Raw genomic sequence first — 14,993 nt, 5'->3', positions numbered from 1 at the left:
CTTTCACGATATCGGCGCAAGTTGCGGCCCGGAACTAGCTCCGGGGCGGAGCCGTACTCTCCCGCACGACGAGCTCCGTGGCGAGCTCGACCCGCCGGCTCTCCGGCGTGTCGCCGTGGCCCATCCCCAGCACGGTCCTCGTCGCCAGCGCCGCCATCTCCTCCAGCGGCTGGCGCACGGTGGTGAGCGGCGGCCAGGCCGAGCGCGACAGCGGCAGGTCGTCGAAGCCGACCACGGAGAGATCCTGGGGGATGCGCAGCCCGCGCTGGCGCGCCGCCTCCAGGACCCCGAACGCCTGGAGGTCGCTGCCCGCGAAGATGGCGGTCGGCGGGTCGGGCAGGTCGAGCATGGCGTGCCCGTTGTCGTGGCCCGAGTCGACCAGGAACGTGCCGCGCCTGATGAGGTCGGGATCGACGGTGAGGCCCGCCGCCTCCAGCGCGGCGCGATAGCCGTCGATCCTGGCCTGGCTGCACAGCATGTCGGGCGGCCCGCTGATCATGCCGATCCGCGTGTGGCCGAGCTCCAGCAGGTGGCGGGTGGCGGCCAGCCCGCCGTGCCAGTTGGTCGCGCCGACGGAGACCGCGACGGGCGGCGGGTCACCCTCCGGGTCCACGACGACGAACGGGAGCGAGCGCGCCGTGAGCTGCGCCTGCACGTGGGGGGAGAGCTTGGAGGCGACGATCACGACGCCGTCCGTCCTGCGCGCGGCCAGCCGTTCCAGCCAGTCGCGGCCTGGACCGGCGTGCGTGTGCACCACGGAGATGACGACGCTGGCGCTGGCCTCGCGCGCGGCGATCTCCGCCCCGCGGATGATCTCCATCGCCCACGGGCTCTCGAGCTCGGTGAAGACGAGGTCCACCAGGCCGGTGGGCATGCTCTCCTGGCTGACGCGCCGCTGGTAGCCGTGCTTGTGGAGCAGGGCCTCGACCTTGTGCCTGGTCTCCGGGGCGACCTCGGGGCGTCCGTTGATGACTTTGGACACCGTGGGTACGGAGACCCCCGCCTCGTCGGCGATCGTGGCGATCGTGACGCGCTTGCGTGACATGAGGGGGAGTCTAGCCGAAAGTTTCGGCAGACCTTCAGGACATTGACGTGTGATTCCGGCGTAATCTACGCTGCCGCAAAAGAAACATTCGGGGCGACGTTGAAACTTTCAGCAGCGAAAGGGGCGCCACCGTGAGCCGTCGAGGAACGATCGCATTACTGGCCTCCGCCTTGATCCTGACCGGCTGCGGCGGAGGCGCTCAGGAGACCGGCCCAACCGCGCAGACCGGGCAGGCCGCGCAGAAGGTCACCGTCGACTGGTGGCACATCGCGACCCAGGAACCGGGCAAGAGCTGGATGGCCAAGGCGGCCAAGGACTACGAGGCCGCGCACCCGAACGTGACGATCAAGGTCACGGTCATGGAGAACGAGGCGTTCAAGTCGAAGATGTCCACGGTCGCCGCCTCCGGCGGCGGGCCGGACGTCTTCACCACCTGGGGCGGCGGGGTGCTCGCCCAGCAGGTGGACGCCGGGCTCGTCAAGGACATCACCGACGACCTGGCCGACATCAAGGACAACTTCCCCGCGGCCGTCCTGCCGCCCTACGTCGTCGACGGCAAGATCTACGCCATGCCCACCGACATCGGCATGGTGGGCTTCTGGTACAACAAGGACCTCTTCGCCAAGGCGGGCATCAGTGAGCCGCCCGCCACCTGGGCCGCCTACATCGAGGACGTCAAGAAGCTCAAGGCCGCCGGGATCACGCCCATCGCGCTGGCGGGCAAGGAGAAGTGGCCGGGCCACTTCTACTGGGCCTACCTCGCCATGCGCACGGCGGGAGTGCCCGGCCTGCAGCAGGCCGCCAAGGACAAGGACTTCACCGGGCCCGACTTCGTCGCCGCAGGAGCGCACCTGAAGGAGCTGGCCGACCTGCAGCCGTTCCAGCAGGGCTTCCAGAACGCCGCCTACGACAAGCCGGGCGGCCAGGCCGCCACCATGGGCAACGGCAAGGCCGCCATGGAGCTCATGGGCCAGTGGGCCCCCAACACGGAGAAGACCTCGGGTAAGGGCATCGGCGACAAGCTGGGCTTCTTCCCCTTCCCCGCGGTCGACGGCGGCAAGGGCGCGATCACCGACGCCTTCGGCGGTGGAGGCGGCTTCGCCGTCGGCGCGGACGCCCCGGCCGAGGCCGTGGACTTCCTGAAGTCCCTCATGACCACGGAACGGCACGGCGACGCGGTGAAGAAGGACATCTGGCAGCCGGTGTTCAAGGGCGAGGAGTCCGTGGTCGTCGACGCCAACAAGAAGGTCGTGGCCGAGACGCTCGCCAGGGCCACCGGCTTCCAGCTCTACCTCGACCAGGCCTTCCCGCCCGCGATCGGCCAGGAGGTCAACGACAGCGTCGCCCAGCTCATCGAGGGCAAGAAGACGCCGGAAGAGGTCGTCAAGTCCATCACAGAGACGGCCAAGTCCGAGTGACGGTCACCCAGGAACGCCGGTCGCCCGCGCGCACGCGGGCGGCCGCCCGGCCGCCCAGGAGCCGGCACCGCCTGGCGATCACCCTGTTCCTGCTGCCCGCGCTCGTGCTCTTCTTCGCCCTGGTGCTGGCGCCGATCCTGCTGGCCGTCTACACGAGCTTCTTCAAGTGGAACGGCATGCGGCTGCCCACCAACTTCACCGGCGCGGACAACTACGCCCGGCTGATCACCAGCGACGTGTTCCTCGGCGACATGCGCAACCTGATCATGATCGTGGTGCTGACGCTCGTCGTCCAGCTCCCGCTGGCGCTCGGCATCGCGCTCCTGCTCAACCAGCGCATCGCCGGCCGGGCGATCTACCGCTTGGTGTTCTTCGCGCCGTATGTGCTGTCGGAGGCCATCACCGCGGTGCTGTTCGCCATGATCCTCGCGCCGGACGACACCGGTCTGGCCAACGCGATCGTCGGCGTCTTCGGGCTGTCGTCGGAGTGGTTCGCCGACGAGTCCACGGTGCTGCCCGCGCTCTTCCTGGTGATGACGTGGAAGTACTTCGGCTTCCACACGCTGCTCTACCTGGCGGGGCGCCAGAGCATCCCCAAGGAGCTCATCGAGGCGGCGCAGATCGACGGCGCGAACCCGTGGCAGACCTTCCGCGGGGTGACGCTGCCGCTGCTGGGGCCGACGATCAGGATCAGCGCGTTCCTGGCCGTCATCGGCACCATCCAGCTGTTCGACCTGGTCTGGATCATCACCGGCGGCGGGCCGAGCCACTCCTCGGAGACGCTGGCCGTCACCATGATGCAGTTCGGCTTCAAGCGCTTCCAGATCGGTTACGCCAGCGCCATCAGCGTCGTGATGTTCCTCATCAGCATGGTCTTCGCCCTGCTGTACCAGCGCTACGTGATGCGCCGCGACCTGGAAGGGGCCACCTTAAGGTGAAAGCCAAGCACCTGCCGCTGCACGCGGTCAGCCTGATCCTCGGCGCGTTCGTGGCGGTCCCGATCGTGTACGCCCTGATCGGCGGGTTCAAGGACACCGCGCAGCTGTCCACCAACCCCTTCGGCCTGCCCTCGCCGTGGCATCCGGAGAACTACACCGCGGTCTTCACCTCCGCCGCCTTCTGGCGCCAGCTGGGCAACAGCGTGGTCATCGCGCTCGCGACGACGCTGATCGTCGTGGCGGTGTCGGCGCTGGCCGCGTTCGTGCTGGCCCGCTTCGCCTTCCGGGGGCGTGAGGCGGTCTTCACGATGTTCACCGTGGGGCTGATGTTCCCGTTCACGGTGGCGATCCTGCCGCTGTTCGTGCTGCTGCGTACCTTCGGCCTGCTGGACAACCCGGTCGGGGTGATCCTCGTGCAGGCCGCGTTCGGGATCCCCGTGACGATCATCATCCTGCGCGGCTTCTTCAAAGGCATACCCCTGGAGATCGAGGAGGCGGCCACGCTCGACGGGTGCACGCCCTTCGGGTTCTTCTGGCGCATCCTGCTGCCCATGGCGCGCCCGGCGCTGGCCACCGTGAGCGTGCTCGCGATCGTCGGCAGCTGGAACAACTTCATGCTGCCGCTGGTGGTCTTCACCGACCCGCAGTGGTGGACCATCCCGCTCGGGGTGCAGCAGTTCCAGGGCGAGTACGCCGCGGACACCGCACGCATCCTGGCCTACATCGTGCTGGCCATGGTGCCCGCCCTCGCCTTCTACGCCGTCGCGGAACGCCACCTGATCAGCGGTCTCACCGCTGGCGCCATGAAAGGTTGACCATGCTGCATGTGTCTGGAAGCCACCTGGTAACCGCCGAAGGTGCCGCGGTACGGCTGCGCGGGGTCGGGCTCGGTGGCTGGATGAACATGGAGAACTTCATCACCGGCTTTCCCGCCAACGAGTCCGGGATGCGCACGTCGGTCGGCGAGGTCCTGGGGGAGGAGCGTGCCGAGCTGTTCTTCGACCGGCTGCTCACCTCCTTCTTCGGCCCGGCCGACGCCGAGCTGCTGGCGCGCATGGGGATGAACTGCGTGCGCATCCCCGTCAACTACCACCACTTCGAGTCCGACGCCCGCCCGATGGAGGTGATCGAGTACGGCTTCCGCCACCTCGACCGCGTGATCGACCTCCTCGGCGCGCACGGCATCTACAGCGTCATCGACCTGCACGCGCTGCCCGGCGCGCAGAACCAGCACTGGCACTCCGACAACCCCACCCACGTGGCCGCCTTCTGGCAGCACAGGCACTTCCAGGACCGGGTCGTGCACCTGTGGGAGGCGATCGCCGACCGCTACAAGGACCACCCGTGGGTCGCCGGGTACAACCCGGTCAACGAACCGGGCGACCCGAGCGGCAGGGTGGTCGGCCCGTTCTACGACCGCCTGGTCAAGGCCGTGCGCGCCGCCGACCCCGGCCACGTGCTCTTCCTGGACGGCAACACCTACTCCACCGACTTCACCGTCTTCCGCGAGGTGTACGAGAACACGGTCTTCGTCTGCCACGACTACGCGCTGGCCGGGTTCGCGCACGGCGGGCCGTACCCGGGTCTGACCAGGGGGGAGTGGTGCGACCGCGAGCAGCTGGAGCAGGCGTTCGACCGGCGCACGCGCTTCCAGCGCGAGACGGGCACGCCGCTGTGGGTGGGGGAGTTCGGCCCCGTCTACACCGGCGACCCCGCGAGGGACGAGCAGCGCTACCAGATCCTGCGCGACCAGCTGGAGATCTACGACGCCTACGGGGCCGGCTGGTCGCTGTGGACCTACAAGGACGTCGGCCTCCAGGGACTGACCAGCGCCAGCGGCCCCTACATGGAGCGGTTCGGCCCGTTCATCGCCAAGAAGCTCCGCCTGGGCGCCGACCGGTGGGGCTCCACGATGGAGGAGTCGGCCGAGGACCTGCGCGCCCTGCACGACCTGGTCGCGACCGAGTTCCCCACCTGGAACCCCTACCCGTGGGGCGCCAGGTACCAGACCGACGACCTCATCAGGCACATCCTGCTGGCGCAGGCGCTGCTGCCGGAGTACGCCCAGCTGTTCGCCGGGCTGGGCGACGAGGAGCTGCTCGCCCTGGCAGACTCCTTCGCCCTGGAGTCGTGCGTGCGGCGGGAACCGCTGATCGAGCTGCTGCGCGACAACCTGGTGTAAATAGACTTCTCTGTGTGACTGATAGGAAATCCGATGGCCCGCTGGACCTGGCGCAGCTGCGGACCTTCCTGGCGGTGTACCGCGCGGGGTCCTTGACGGCCGCCGCGCGGCTCGTCGGGCTCTCCCAGCCGACGGTGACGACCCAGCTGCGCGCGCTGGAAGACCACATGGGCCGCCAGCTGTTCGAACGGCTGCCGCGCGGCGTCACGCCCACCCCCGCCGCGGACGACCTGGCCGCCAGGCTCGCCGCGCCGATGGACGCCCTGGACGCGATCGCCGGCGGCGGTGCCCTGGAGGAGGCGGTCCCAGAGCCGCCCGTCCTGCTGGCAGGACCGGCGGAGTTCCTGGCCGCGGTGGTCGCCCACAGCCTCGCCCCCCTGTACGACAAGGGGGTACGGCTGCGCATCTCCACCGGCCTGTCCGACGATCTCCTCGCGGGCCTGCGCGCCGGCCGCTACGACCTCGTGGTCTCCACCACCCGGCCGCGCGGCCGGGCACTGGTCTCCGAGCCGCTCGCCGACGAGGACTTCGTGCTCGTCGCAGCGCCCGCGTGGATCGACCGCATCGACCACGCCACCAGCGACGGCCTCGCCGGCGTCCCTCTCATCGCCTACGCCGACGACCTGCCCATCCTCCGCCGCTACTGGCGGCACGTCTTCGACACCCGGCTGGTCGCCGAGCCGGCGCTGGTCATCCCCGACCTCCGCGCGATCAAGTCAGCCACCGTCGCGGGCCTGGGCATCACGGTCCTTCCCCGCTACCTCTGCACCAACGAGCTCGCCGACGGTTCGCTCCGCCTCGTCCTCGACCCCGAGGACGCTCCCATCAACACCGCCTTCCTGGCCCAGCGCAGCGGCGCCCACCCCCTGCCGCACGTCGCCCTGGTCCGCGACCATCTCCTCCGGGTCTCCCGCTCCTGCTGAACCATTGGAATTTCTATCGACTCCATAGAAGAGCCTATTTTGTGGCGGAGGCTTCGGGACCTAACGTGAAGGTATCGACGATCTGAGCACAGAGTGTCGATCCCGTGAGGAGGCCCGATGTCCGATCGGCTCTCGGTGGTCGTGGACTCCACGTACGAGTGCCTGCTGCTGTACGGCGTGCGCCGGACGACCATGGACGACATCGCCCAGCGCACGGGCCTGTCCCGGTCGAGCCTCTACACCTACGTACGCAACAAGGACGAGGCCTTCCGCCTGCTCGCCGAGCGCCTGTACGGCAGGGCGGTCGACGCGGCGGAGGCCGCGGCCGCACGCGCCGACACCACCGCCGAGCAGCGGGCGCTGGGGATCCTCGCCGCCAGGTTCGACCTCGTCCTGGCGCTGAAGGACTCCCCGCACGTCGCCGAACTCATGGACACCAGGGCGAAGCTGTGCGGCGACATCTGCGCAGCGGCGACCGCCCGCTTCCGTGACCTGCTCACCGAGACCTTCGAGCGGGCGGGCACCGAGCGGCCGCGGGACGCCGCCGACATCTGCCTGGCCCTCATGCGGGGCTTCGCGAGCTCGCCGGACCAGGCCCACCTGATGCGACCGGCCGCCGAAGCCTTAGTCGCCGGTCTCCTGTAGCCAACCTTCTTCCGCACGTCTGGAGTAAAACCATGCCCGAAACCAGCCGCGAGATCCGCCTCGCGTCCCGCCCCACCGGTGAACCGACCTCGGCGAACTTCTCCGTCGTGGACGTCCCGGTCGGCGAGCCAGGCCCCGGCCAGATCCTGGTACGCAACGCCTGGCTCTCGGTCGACCCGTACATGCGCGGCCGCATGAACGACGCCAAGTCCTACGTGCCGCCGTTCGAACTCGGCCAGCCGCTGCAGGGCGGCGCGGTGGGCGAGGTCGTCGCCTCCAACGCCGCCCACGTCCCGCTCGGCGCGACCGTGCTGCACCCCCTGGGGTGGCGGGAGTACGCCGTCGTCGACGCCGCCTCCGCCCGGGTCGTCGACACCGCGATCGCCCCAGCCCAGGCCTACCTCGGCGCGCTCGGCATGGTGGGACTGACCGCCTACGCGGGTCTCAAGCGCGTCGCCCCGGTCAAGGAGGGCGACGTGGTGTTCGTCTCCGGCGCGGCAGGGGCGGTCGGCATCATCGCCGCGCGCGTCGCCAAGCACCTCGGCGCCGCCAAGGTGATCGGGTCGGCGGGTGGGCCGCTCAAGGCCAAGCGGCTGGAGGCGGAGTTCGGCTACGACGCCGCCATCGACTACAAGGCAGGCGACCTGGACGGCCAGCTCGCCCTGGCCGCGCCGGACGGCGTCGACGTCTACTTCGACAACGTCGGCGGCGACCACCTGCGCGCGGCGATCGACGCCATGAACCGCGACGGGCGCGTCGCCGTGTGCGGCGCCATCTCCGCCTACAACGCCACCACCCCGCCTCCTGGCCCGGACAACCTGCACCAGCTGATCGGCAAGCGGCTCACACTGCGCGGCTTCATCGTCGGCGACCACCAGGACCTGGCCGCCGAATACGCGCAGCTGGCGGCCGGATGGCTGCGCGACGGCTCCCTCCAGTACGAGGAGACGGTCGTCGACGGCATCGACAACACCGTCGACGCCTTCCTCGGCATGCTCCGCGGCGCCAACACCGGCAAGATGCTCATCCGCCTCACCGCGCGTGACTGAGAGCCCCTGACAGAATGACCCCCGTGGGGGGCGTGCCCAGAACCCCGGATGGGGGTCATTCTGTCAGGGGTTCAAGGGCCGGGTTCTCGCCACCGGACTGCGCACCCGCGACCCCGGTCGCGGGTCAGCCGGTGAGGCTCCACCGCTGGTTGGCGCCGCCGTTGCAGGACCACAGGTTGAGTTTGGTCCCGTTGGCGGTGGCGTTGTTCGGCACGTCCAGGCACAACCCCGACTGCACCCCCGTGATGGTGCCGTTCGCGTTGACGTTCCACTGCTGGTTGGTCTGGCCGTTGCAGTCCCAGATGACCACCTGGGTGCCGTTGGCCGTGCCCCTGTTGTAGGCGTCGAGGCACTTGTTGCCGTACACCTGCAGTTGCTTGCCCGCCGTGACGGTGAACCGCTGGTTGGTGCCGTTGCCGCAGTCCCAGATCTGCGCCAGGGCGCCGTTGGCGGTCGAGACGTTGCTGATGTCGACGCAGCGGCCAGACCCGGCCCCCACGATCCGCACGTTCTGCTGGCCGTTCCCGCTCTGCGGCCCTGCCGACGCCATCACGGCCTGGGCCCCGGACGGCCAGTTGCCGTTGGTGACGGTCACGTTGTTGTTGACCACGTTGCCGCGGTCGCCGTTGGTGACGTTGGTGCTGTTGTTGGTCGACCAGTTGCCGGTGACGGTGAAGTTCCCCATGTTCTCGCCGCCCCAGTAGTTGGCGGTGGCCCAGGTGCCGGTGGCGGAGAAGACGTTGTCGCGTGCCGTGTAGTACTTGGAGCCCTCGTCGAAGTAGAGCCCGAACCAGCCGTTGGTCCGCAGGCAGTGGTTGCCGCTGATCACCGCGTTCGGGTTCCACGACAGCGTGTAGATGCACCCGCCGTCGGTCATCTGCTGCATGACGTCGTGGACGTAGTTGCCGACGAGCTGGTTGCCCGACGCGGTGGTGGCCGTCGTGTAGCGCGGCTGGTAGTTGTACAGGCCGCGGTTGGCGTACTGGGTGCTGCCGCCCGGTTCGTTGGCGCCCCAGCCGTACCCGATCGACACGCCGGTGTAGGGCAGGTTGTAGATCTCGTTGTGCGAGACGAGGGCGGTGGTGACGTAGGTGGTCACGACGGAGACCACGCCCCTGTAGTCCAGGCCGAGGTCGTGGATGCGGTTGTCGCTGACGGTGATGTTCCTGTTGACCATGCGCTGGTCGCTCGGGTGGTGCGCGTCGGCGCGCACGCCGCCGACCACGATGCCGCCCGCCGAGTTGCGGGCGATCTCCGACCGGGTGACCGTGATGTTGGCGGCGCCCAGGCCGACGCCGCTGGCGTGGGCGTTGGCGTCGTTGCCGATACCGATGGCCGTCTGCCCCAGGTTGACGAACTGGGAGTCGGTGAAGGTGACGTTGTTGGCGGCGGAGACCTGGACGGCGGCGGGCATCTGGTACCAGTTCGGCCGGGTGGCCTCGAACTGCTGGCAGCCCTCGTGGCAGGAGGTGAAGGCGGGCCAGCTCCAGTCACCGGCGATGTACGCGCCGGTCTGCTGGTCCACGTAGCCCTGGTTGGCGCTCGGGCGCCAGCTCGTGCCGGAGAAGGTGATCCCGCTGAAGGTGAGGTGGTGCGCGGGCGCGTCGTAGGTGCCCCCGATGTTCACCAGGGACTGCAGCACCGGCAGCTCGACGCTGACGTTGCTCATGTTCTGCCCGGCGAGCGGGATGTAGGACAGCACGCCGGTCCCTGGGTTGATGTACCACTCGCCCGGCGCGTCGAGGAACTCGTAGGCGTTCTCCAGGAACAGCGGGCCCGCCCGGTGCGGGCTGGAAAAGGTGTCGTAGCCGAAGTTGTTGTTGTTCCAGGCGGGCTGCCGCATCGTGATGAGGTACCCGCTGATGCTCTGCACCGGCGCGTACCGGTCGGTGAACGAGCCGACGCTCTCCATCTCGACCCGGTTCTGGTTGGCGAGGGTGTTCAGGTAGCCGAGAGCGCTGCTGGTGAACCTCATGCCCGTGCTACTGGCGGTGAAGTCGGACCGGTTCACGGCGGTGCGCGCCCGCGTGGCGAGTGCGCCGTTGACGTAGAGCTGCCGGGTGTCGATCCCGGTGCCGGCGTTGGCCCGCCAGATGTTCTTCGCGGAGTCGGCCAGCGACCAGCCGGTGACCGCCCTGGCCCCGCTGATCACGGGATGCGCGGACGGGGCCGCCTGCCAGATCACCTGGTATCCGTTGTTCCCCGAGTCTGCGGCGGTCAGCCTCAGCGGTGCCGGGAGCCGGTAGACGCCGTCGGCCAGCTCCACGACGATGTCCCCCGACATCGAGGCGGCGCGCGCCCGCACGGCGGCCTGCGCCTCCGGCAGCGCGCACGGCTGGGCGGCGGAGCAGTCGGTGCCGGTTCCCGAGGGGGAGGCGTAGAGGGTCGTGGTCGCCGCGGAGGCGGGTGAGGGCGCCACCAGGGCGACCGCGGCGGCCAGCCCTAATGCGGCGTACAGGAACGTGCGCACGGGATCTCCTCAGGAGGCGCTGCAGGTCAGGGTGGGTGTGGCCGTGGCGCCGGCGGCGGTGAAGCCGAACGTGGTGGTGCCGCCGGCCGGGATCGAGCCGTTGTAGGTCTCGTTGCGTACGGTCACGCCGGCTCCGGTGCCGCTTCGGACGCCGTTCCACAGGTTGCCGATGGTCTGCCCGCCGGGCCAGGTCCAGGCGACCGTCCAGCCGTTGACGGCTGCGGCGCCCGCGCGGACGGTGACGGTGGACTGGAAGCCGTCAGGCCAGGTGTTCACGGTCTGCATCGTCGCGGCGCAGCCACCGGGCCCAGACGTCGGCGTCGGGCTGGGGGAGGGGGCGCTCGCGAACTGGGAGAAGAACTTCCAGACCTCTCTCTTGGTCCAGGTCGTGACGCCGCTCTCCGCATAGGTCCCGTCCACCGGGCCCGGCATGTGCCCGTTGTCGAACGCGGCCCAGACCACCGGATATCCGGCCCGGCATCCCGCGTAGGCGGTGACGACGTGGGTCCTGCTGCCCGACCCAGGCTCGGGAGGGTTCTGCGCGGTGCAGCCGTTGTTCCTGACGAACCTGTCGCGCAGCGTACGGCCCAGCGAGATGTTGAGCACGTTGTCGGTGATGCCGTGCAGCCCCATGTATGCGATGGGCTGCGTGCCGCCGCCGCACCCGCTGAGCTCGGCGCCGGAGAAGACCGCGACGGCGCGGAAGACGCCGGCCCGCGAGCACGCGAGCGAGAAGCTCATGCCGCCGCCGTAACTGAAACCGGTGGCGAAGAGCTGCGAGGTGTCCACGCAGAGGTCCGCCTCGATGAGCCGGATCATGTCGTCGACGAAGGTGACGTCCTCGCCGCCCGAGTTGGCCCAGCCGTTGCCGAACCCCTGGGGCGCGACGAAGATCGCGCCGTTGTTCGACTGCTGCCTGAGCCCGTAGAAGGACCACGGATACCCGCTGGTCCCGCCGGAGTCGACGTCACCCGCGGTGCCGCCGCGCCAGTGGAACCCGAAGATCAGCCGGTAGGGGGTGGCGTTGTTGTAGTTGTCCGGCAGCCGCAGGATGAAGGAGCGGCTCTTTCCGCTGGTCTGGATCGTCTGCGTGCCTGGCCGCAGCGTCGGGGCCTTGCCGCACCCCGCGGTCGCGGCGAGCGTGCCGGCGCTCGCGGTGCTCAGCGCGGCGAACCCGATGCCCAGGACCAGAAGGGCAGCCACCACGACCGCTCCGAGAAGTTTCGACATCACGTCACTCCCTGAATGAGGCGTCGTCGATGGAGAAGCCGTCGGTGCCCGCTGCCGTCTCGACGTAGAAGGTGGCGCCGGTCAGCGTCCCGGTCCACGAGGCCGTGGCCGTGCCGGTGAGCTGGGTCCAGCCGCTGGAGCCGACCGCCGTGGCAGGCGTCAGCTGGAGGTAGTTCGTCGTGCCGCCCGCCGTGAGCGCCAGGGTGGCCTTCGCGCTGGGCGTACCGCTCTGCGAGCGCACCCAGACGCTCGTCGTGTAGCTCTTGCCGTTGGTGAGCTTGGCGGTCACGTCCTGGGTGATGCCGTTCCACGATGCCGTGCGCCCGGTGATGGCCAGGGCCCGCGCGCCGCCGTGCGCGCCGGTGGTGTCCTGCGACAGGGTTCCGCCGGACGCGCCCCAACTCGCCGTGCCGCCTTCCATATCGGCGTTGGCCAGCAGGTTCCCGCCGGTGCCTGTACCGGCGAACTGCCACCAGTTGACGTTGAACAGGTTGCCGCTGCCTCCGGCGTACCTGAAGTAAAGGTCGTGGGTTCCCGTCGCGCCGCTGACCGGGCAGGTGACCGTCGTCCAGGTCTGCCACCCGCCGGTGCCGGGAACCGTGCACGTCCCCGCCAGTGCGCCGTTGACACCGTCCAGATGGAGCTCGATGCGGCCGCCGCTGGTCGCCGAGGCCACCCGGGCGCTGAAGGACGTCGCGCCGGAACCGAAGGCGGCGCCCTTGACCTTGACGTAGTCGCCGTTCTCGATCCACCCGACGTTCATGCCGCCCTCGCTGGACGGCTGCGTCTCGACGCCCGACTCCCAGGCGATCGTCTCGGCCTCCTGCCGGACATAGGGGTTCAACGTGCCCACCTGCGGGGCACCCGCCGTGGTCATGGTGATCGTCGGGATGGTGCCGTCGGCGTTGTAGCTGAACTTCTCCACCGCGACGGAACGGGTGTATCCGCCACCGCCCGGCAGGGCGCCGTTGTGGTAGAAGAAGTACGAGCCGCCGTTGAAGTCGATGAGGCCGGGGTGGTTGGTGAAGCTGCTGCCCTGCGTGGGCATGACCGTCCCGCGGTAGGTCCAGGGGCCGGTCGGACCGGGGGCCGTCGAGTAGCCGATGAACTCGGAGCAGCACCTGGCCGCGAACACGTTGTAGTACAGCCCGTTGCGCTTGAAGACCCAGGGGCCCTCCTCGTACAGGGTGGGACGGCTCGCGTTCCCCGTGCGGGTGCCGAACCCCGCCGTGGTGAGGGGGATCTGGGCGGGGCTGCCCGAGTAGGAGATCATGTCGGCGTTGAGCCTGACGTACCAGAGGTTGGGGTTGCCCCAGTACAGGTAGGCCTGGCCGTTGTCGTCGATGAAGACCGTGGGGTCGATCTCGCCGTTCCTGACCAGCGGGTGTCCGATGGCGTCGGTGAAGGGCCCGGTGGGGCTGGTGGAGACGCCCACGCCGATGGCCATCTGGCCGCTCGCCCGGTCCTTGACCGGCACGTACCAGTAGAACCTGCCGTTCCTGTAGACGGTCTGGCCCGCCCACGCGTCCGCGCTCGCCCAGCTGAACGTGGCGATGCTCATCGGGGAGCCGTGGTCGGTCCAGTTCACCAGGTCGGCCGACGACCAGACCCGCCACTCCTTCATGGTGAAGTACGTGGAGGCGTCCTCGTCGTGTCCGGTGTAGAGGTAGACCCGGCCGTTGTACTCCAGGGGAGCGGGGTCAGCGGTGTAGATGGTCTGGACGATCGGATTGTCCGCCCTGGCCGGGCCGGGAAGCATCGTCACGGCGCAGAGGAACGCCACCGCGAGCACGAGGACTCTCATGTACGGCTCCAGCGCTGGTTGGCACCGCCGTGGCAGGTCCAGATCTGCAGCTTGGTGCCGTTGGCGGTGGAGTTGCTCGGCAGGTCCAGGCACTTGTTCGCGCCGACGGCTGTGATGCTGCCGTCGGCGTTGAAGCGCCATTGCTGGTTGCTCTGGCCGCTGCAGTCCCAGATGATGACGCTGGTCCCGTCGGCGGTGGCGCGGGCGTTGACGTCCAGGCACTTGGTGCCGTACACGCGCAGCTCGCCGCTCGCGGTGGGAGTCCACTGCTGGTTGGCCTGGCCGTTGCAGTCCCAGATCTGCGCCTGCGCGCCGTTCGCCTGCGAGACTCCGGCGACGTCAAGGCATCGTCCGGACGAGAGGCTCCTGATCGAGCCACCGGGGTTCTGCGCGCCCGCGTCGAGGCCGAGGAATGCCAGGGCGTACGGGAACATGCCGGTCAGCGGCAGGGAGTGGCCGGAGCCGGCGAAGCTGAGTCCCTCGACGGCCGCGCTGTAGCGGGTCCGCGTGACGTTCTGCGCTGGGCTGTCGGTGGAGGTGGGATTCTGGCCCACTCCGTTGAGGTTGGTCCACTGCTTGATCTCCTCGCCGAAGTTGGGGTAGGCGAGGGTGGTGTCCGTGGTGCCGTGCCACAGCTGCATGCGCGGATAGCGGCCGGTGTAGCCGGGGTACATGGCCCGAGCCTGGTCGCCCCACTGCTGGGCGGACTTGATGAGCTGGCCGCCGGAACACTGGCTGTTCCACAACGATCCGTTGGTTGTGGCGAAGCACCCGGCGGGGACTCCGGAGAACGCGGCGGCCGCGCCGAACACGTCGGGATACTGGGCGGCCAGGACGTTGGTCATCATGGCGCCGGAGGAGAAGCCGCTGACCACGATGCGCGCCGGGTCGACGTTGTAGCGCTGCCGGGTGTAGGCGACCATCGACATGATGCCGGTGGAGTCGCCACCGCCGTTGCGCGTGAGCGCGGCCGGGGTGGACACGTCGAAGCACTGGCCGCTGCGGGTCGCCTCGGGGACCACGATGATGTACCCGTAGCGGTCGGCGGCGGTGACGTAGTCGTGCCCGACTCCGTTGAAGACCCCGGCGGCCGAGCCGGTGCAGTAGTGGACCATGACGAGCAGGGCCGGGCGGGCCGCGACGGTGTCCGGCACGTAGAGGTACATGTTGAGGTTGGTCGGGTTGTTGCCGAAGCCGGTCACGCGGGTCAGCGAGGCGGCCTCGGCGGGGGCGACCGCCCCCAGCAGGACCGCGGCGGCGGCGAGTAAGGCGCCCACTATGCGTTTCAC

At 69.4% G+C, this 14,993-nt stretch carries 12 protein-coding genes; 7 read left to right on the top strand and 5 right to left on the bottom strand.

All coding sequences use genetic code 11. The features are described from left to right. Positions 1-34 precede the first annotated feature (34 nt). Positions 35-1,045 (bottom strand): LacI family DNA-binding transcriptional regulator, encoded by a 1,011-nt coding sequence (locus ACIBG8_RS14965; protein WP_397343266.1) that lies wholly within the window; start codon positions 1,043-1,045, stop codon positions 35-37. 131 nt (positions 1,046-1,176) lie between these two features. Here ACIBG8_RS14965 and ACIBG8_RS14960 point away from each other — a divergent pair, with 131 nt between their 5' ends. The 7 genes from ACIBG8_RS14960 to ACIBG8_RS14930 all read left to right on the top strand — a co-directional run bounded on the left by ACIBG8_RS14960 (position 1,177) and on the right by ACIBG8_RS14930 (position 8,200). Further along, on the top strand, positions 1,177-2,463 hold the full coding sequence (locus tag ACIBG8_RS14960) for an ABC transporter substrate-binding protein (RefSeq protein ID WP_397343265.1): 1,287 nt from the start codon (positions 1,177-1,179) through the stop codon (positions 2,461-2,463). Beyond that, the gene (locus ACIBG8_RS14955) at positions 2,460-3,401 is read left to right on the top strand and encodes a carbohydrate ABC transporter permease (protein ID WP_397343264.1); all 942 of its coding nucleotides are present in this window, start codon (positions 2,460-2,462) and stop codon (positions 3,399-3,401) included. The genes ACIBG8_RS14960 and ACIBG8_RS14955 overlap by 4 nt, the downstream gene beginning before the upstream one ends. Then, the gene (locus ACIBG8_RS14950; RefSeq protein WP_397343263.1) at positions 3,398-4,216 is read left to right on the top strand and encodes a carbohydrate ABC transporter permease; all 819 of its coding nucleotides are present in this window, start codon (positions 3,398-3,400) and stop codon (positions 4,214-4,216) included. The genes ACIBG8_RS14955 and ACIBG8_RS14950 overlap by 4 nt, the downstream gene beginning before the upstream one ends. Before the next feature lie 2 nt (positions 4,217-4,218). Then, positions 4,219-5,583, top strand: a complete 1,365-nt coding sequence (locus ACIBG8_RS14945) for a glycoside hydrolase family 5 protein (RefSeq protein ID WP_397343262.1) — start codon at positions 4,219-4,221, stop codon at positions 5,581-5,583. Between the two features lie 14 nt (positions 5,584-5,597). Continuing rightward, a complete protein-coding gene (locus tag ACIBG8_RS14940) occupies positions 5,598-6,506 on the top strand; it encodes a LysR family transcriptional regulator (RefSeq protein WP_397343261.1) in 909 nt (302 codons plus the stop codon). Positions 6,507-6,623: 117 nt separating this feature from the next. After that, positions 6,624-7,151: a TetR/AcrR family transcriptional regulator gene (locus ACIBG8_RS14935; protein WP_397343260.1), complete on the top strand. Its 528-nt coding sequence runs from the start codon at positions 6,624-6,626 to the stop codon at positions 7,149-7,151. A 32-nt stretch (positions 7,152-7,183) separates the two neighbouring features. After that, a complete protein-coding gene (locus tag ACIBG8_RS14930) occupies positions 7,184-8,200 on the top strand; it encodes an NADP-dependent oxidoreductase (RefSeq protein ID WP_397343259.1) in 1,017 nt (338 codons plus the stop codon). A gap of 124 nt (positions 8,201-8,324) precedes the next feature. Here the strand turns inward: ACIBG8_RS14930 and ACIBG8_RS14925 are convergent, their stop codons facing one another. Genes ACIBG8_RS14925 through ACIBG8_RS14910 form a run of 4 tightly spaced genes read right to left on the bottom strand, consistent with a single transcriptional unit; the run spans position 8,325 to position 14,993 of the window. Continuing rightward, positions 8,325-10,670: an RICIN domain-containing protein gene (locus tag ACIBG8_RS14925; protein WP_397343258.1), complete on the bottom strand. Its 2,346-nt coding sequence runs from the start codon at positions 10,668-10,670 to the stop codon at positions 8,325-8,327. Positions 10,671-10,679: 9 nt separating this feature from the next. After that, positions 10,680-11,900: a cellulose binding domain-containing protein gene (locus tag ACIBG8_RS14920; protein ID WP_397343257.1), complete on the bottom strand. Its 1,221-nt coding sequence runs from the start codon at positions 11,898-11,900 to the stop codon at positions 10,680-10,682. 4 nt (positions 11,901-11,904) lie between these two features. Beyond that, positions 11,905-13,704: a family 43 glycosylhydrolase gene (locus ACIBG8_RS14915; RefSeq protein ID WP_397343256.1), complete on the bottom strand. Its 1,800-nt coding sequence runs from the start codon at positions 13,702-13,704 to the stop codon at positions 11,905-11,907. After that, a complete protein-coding gene (locus tag ACIBG8_RS14910) occupies positions 13,701-14,993 on the bottom strand; it encodes a PHB depolymerase family esterase (protein WP_397343255.1) in 1,293 nt (430 codons plus the stop codon). The genes ACIBG8_RS14915 and ACIBG8_RS14910 overlap by 4 nt, the downstream gene beginning before the upstream one ends.

Source organism: Nonomuraea sp. NPDC050556 (genome assembly GCF_044457355.1).
In the GTDB taxonomy this organism is placed as follows: Bacteria; Actinomycetota; Actinomycetes; order Streptosporangiales; family Streptosporangiaceae; genus Nonomuraea.
This window is presented reverse-complemented; position numbering and strand designations above follow the sequence as displayed.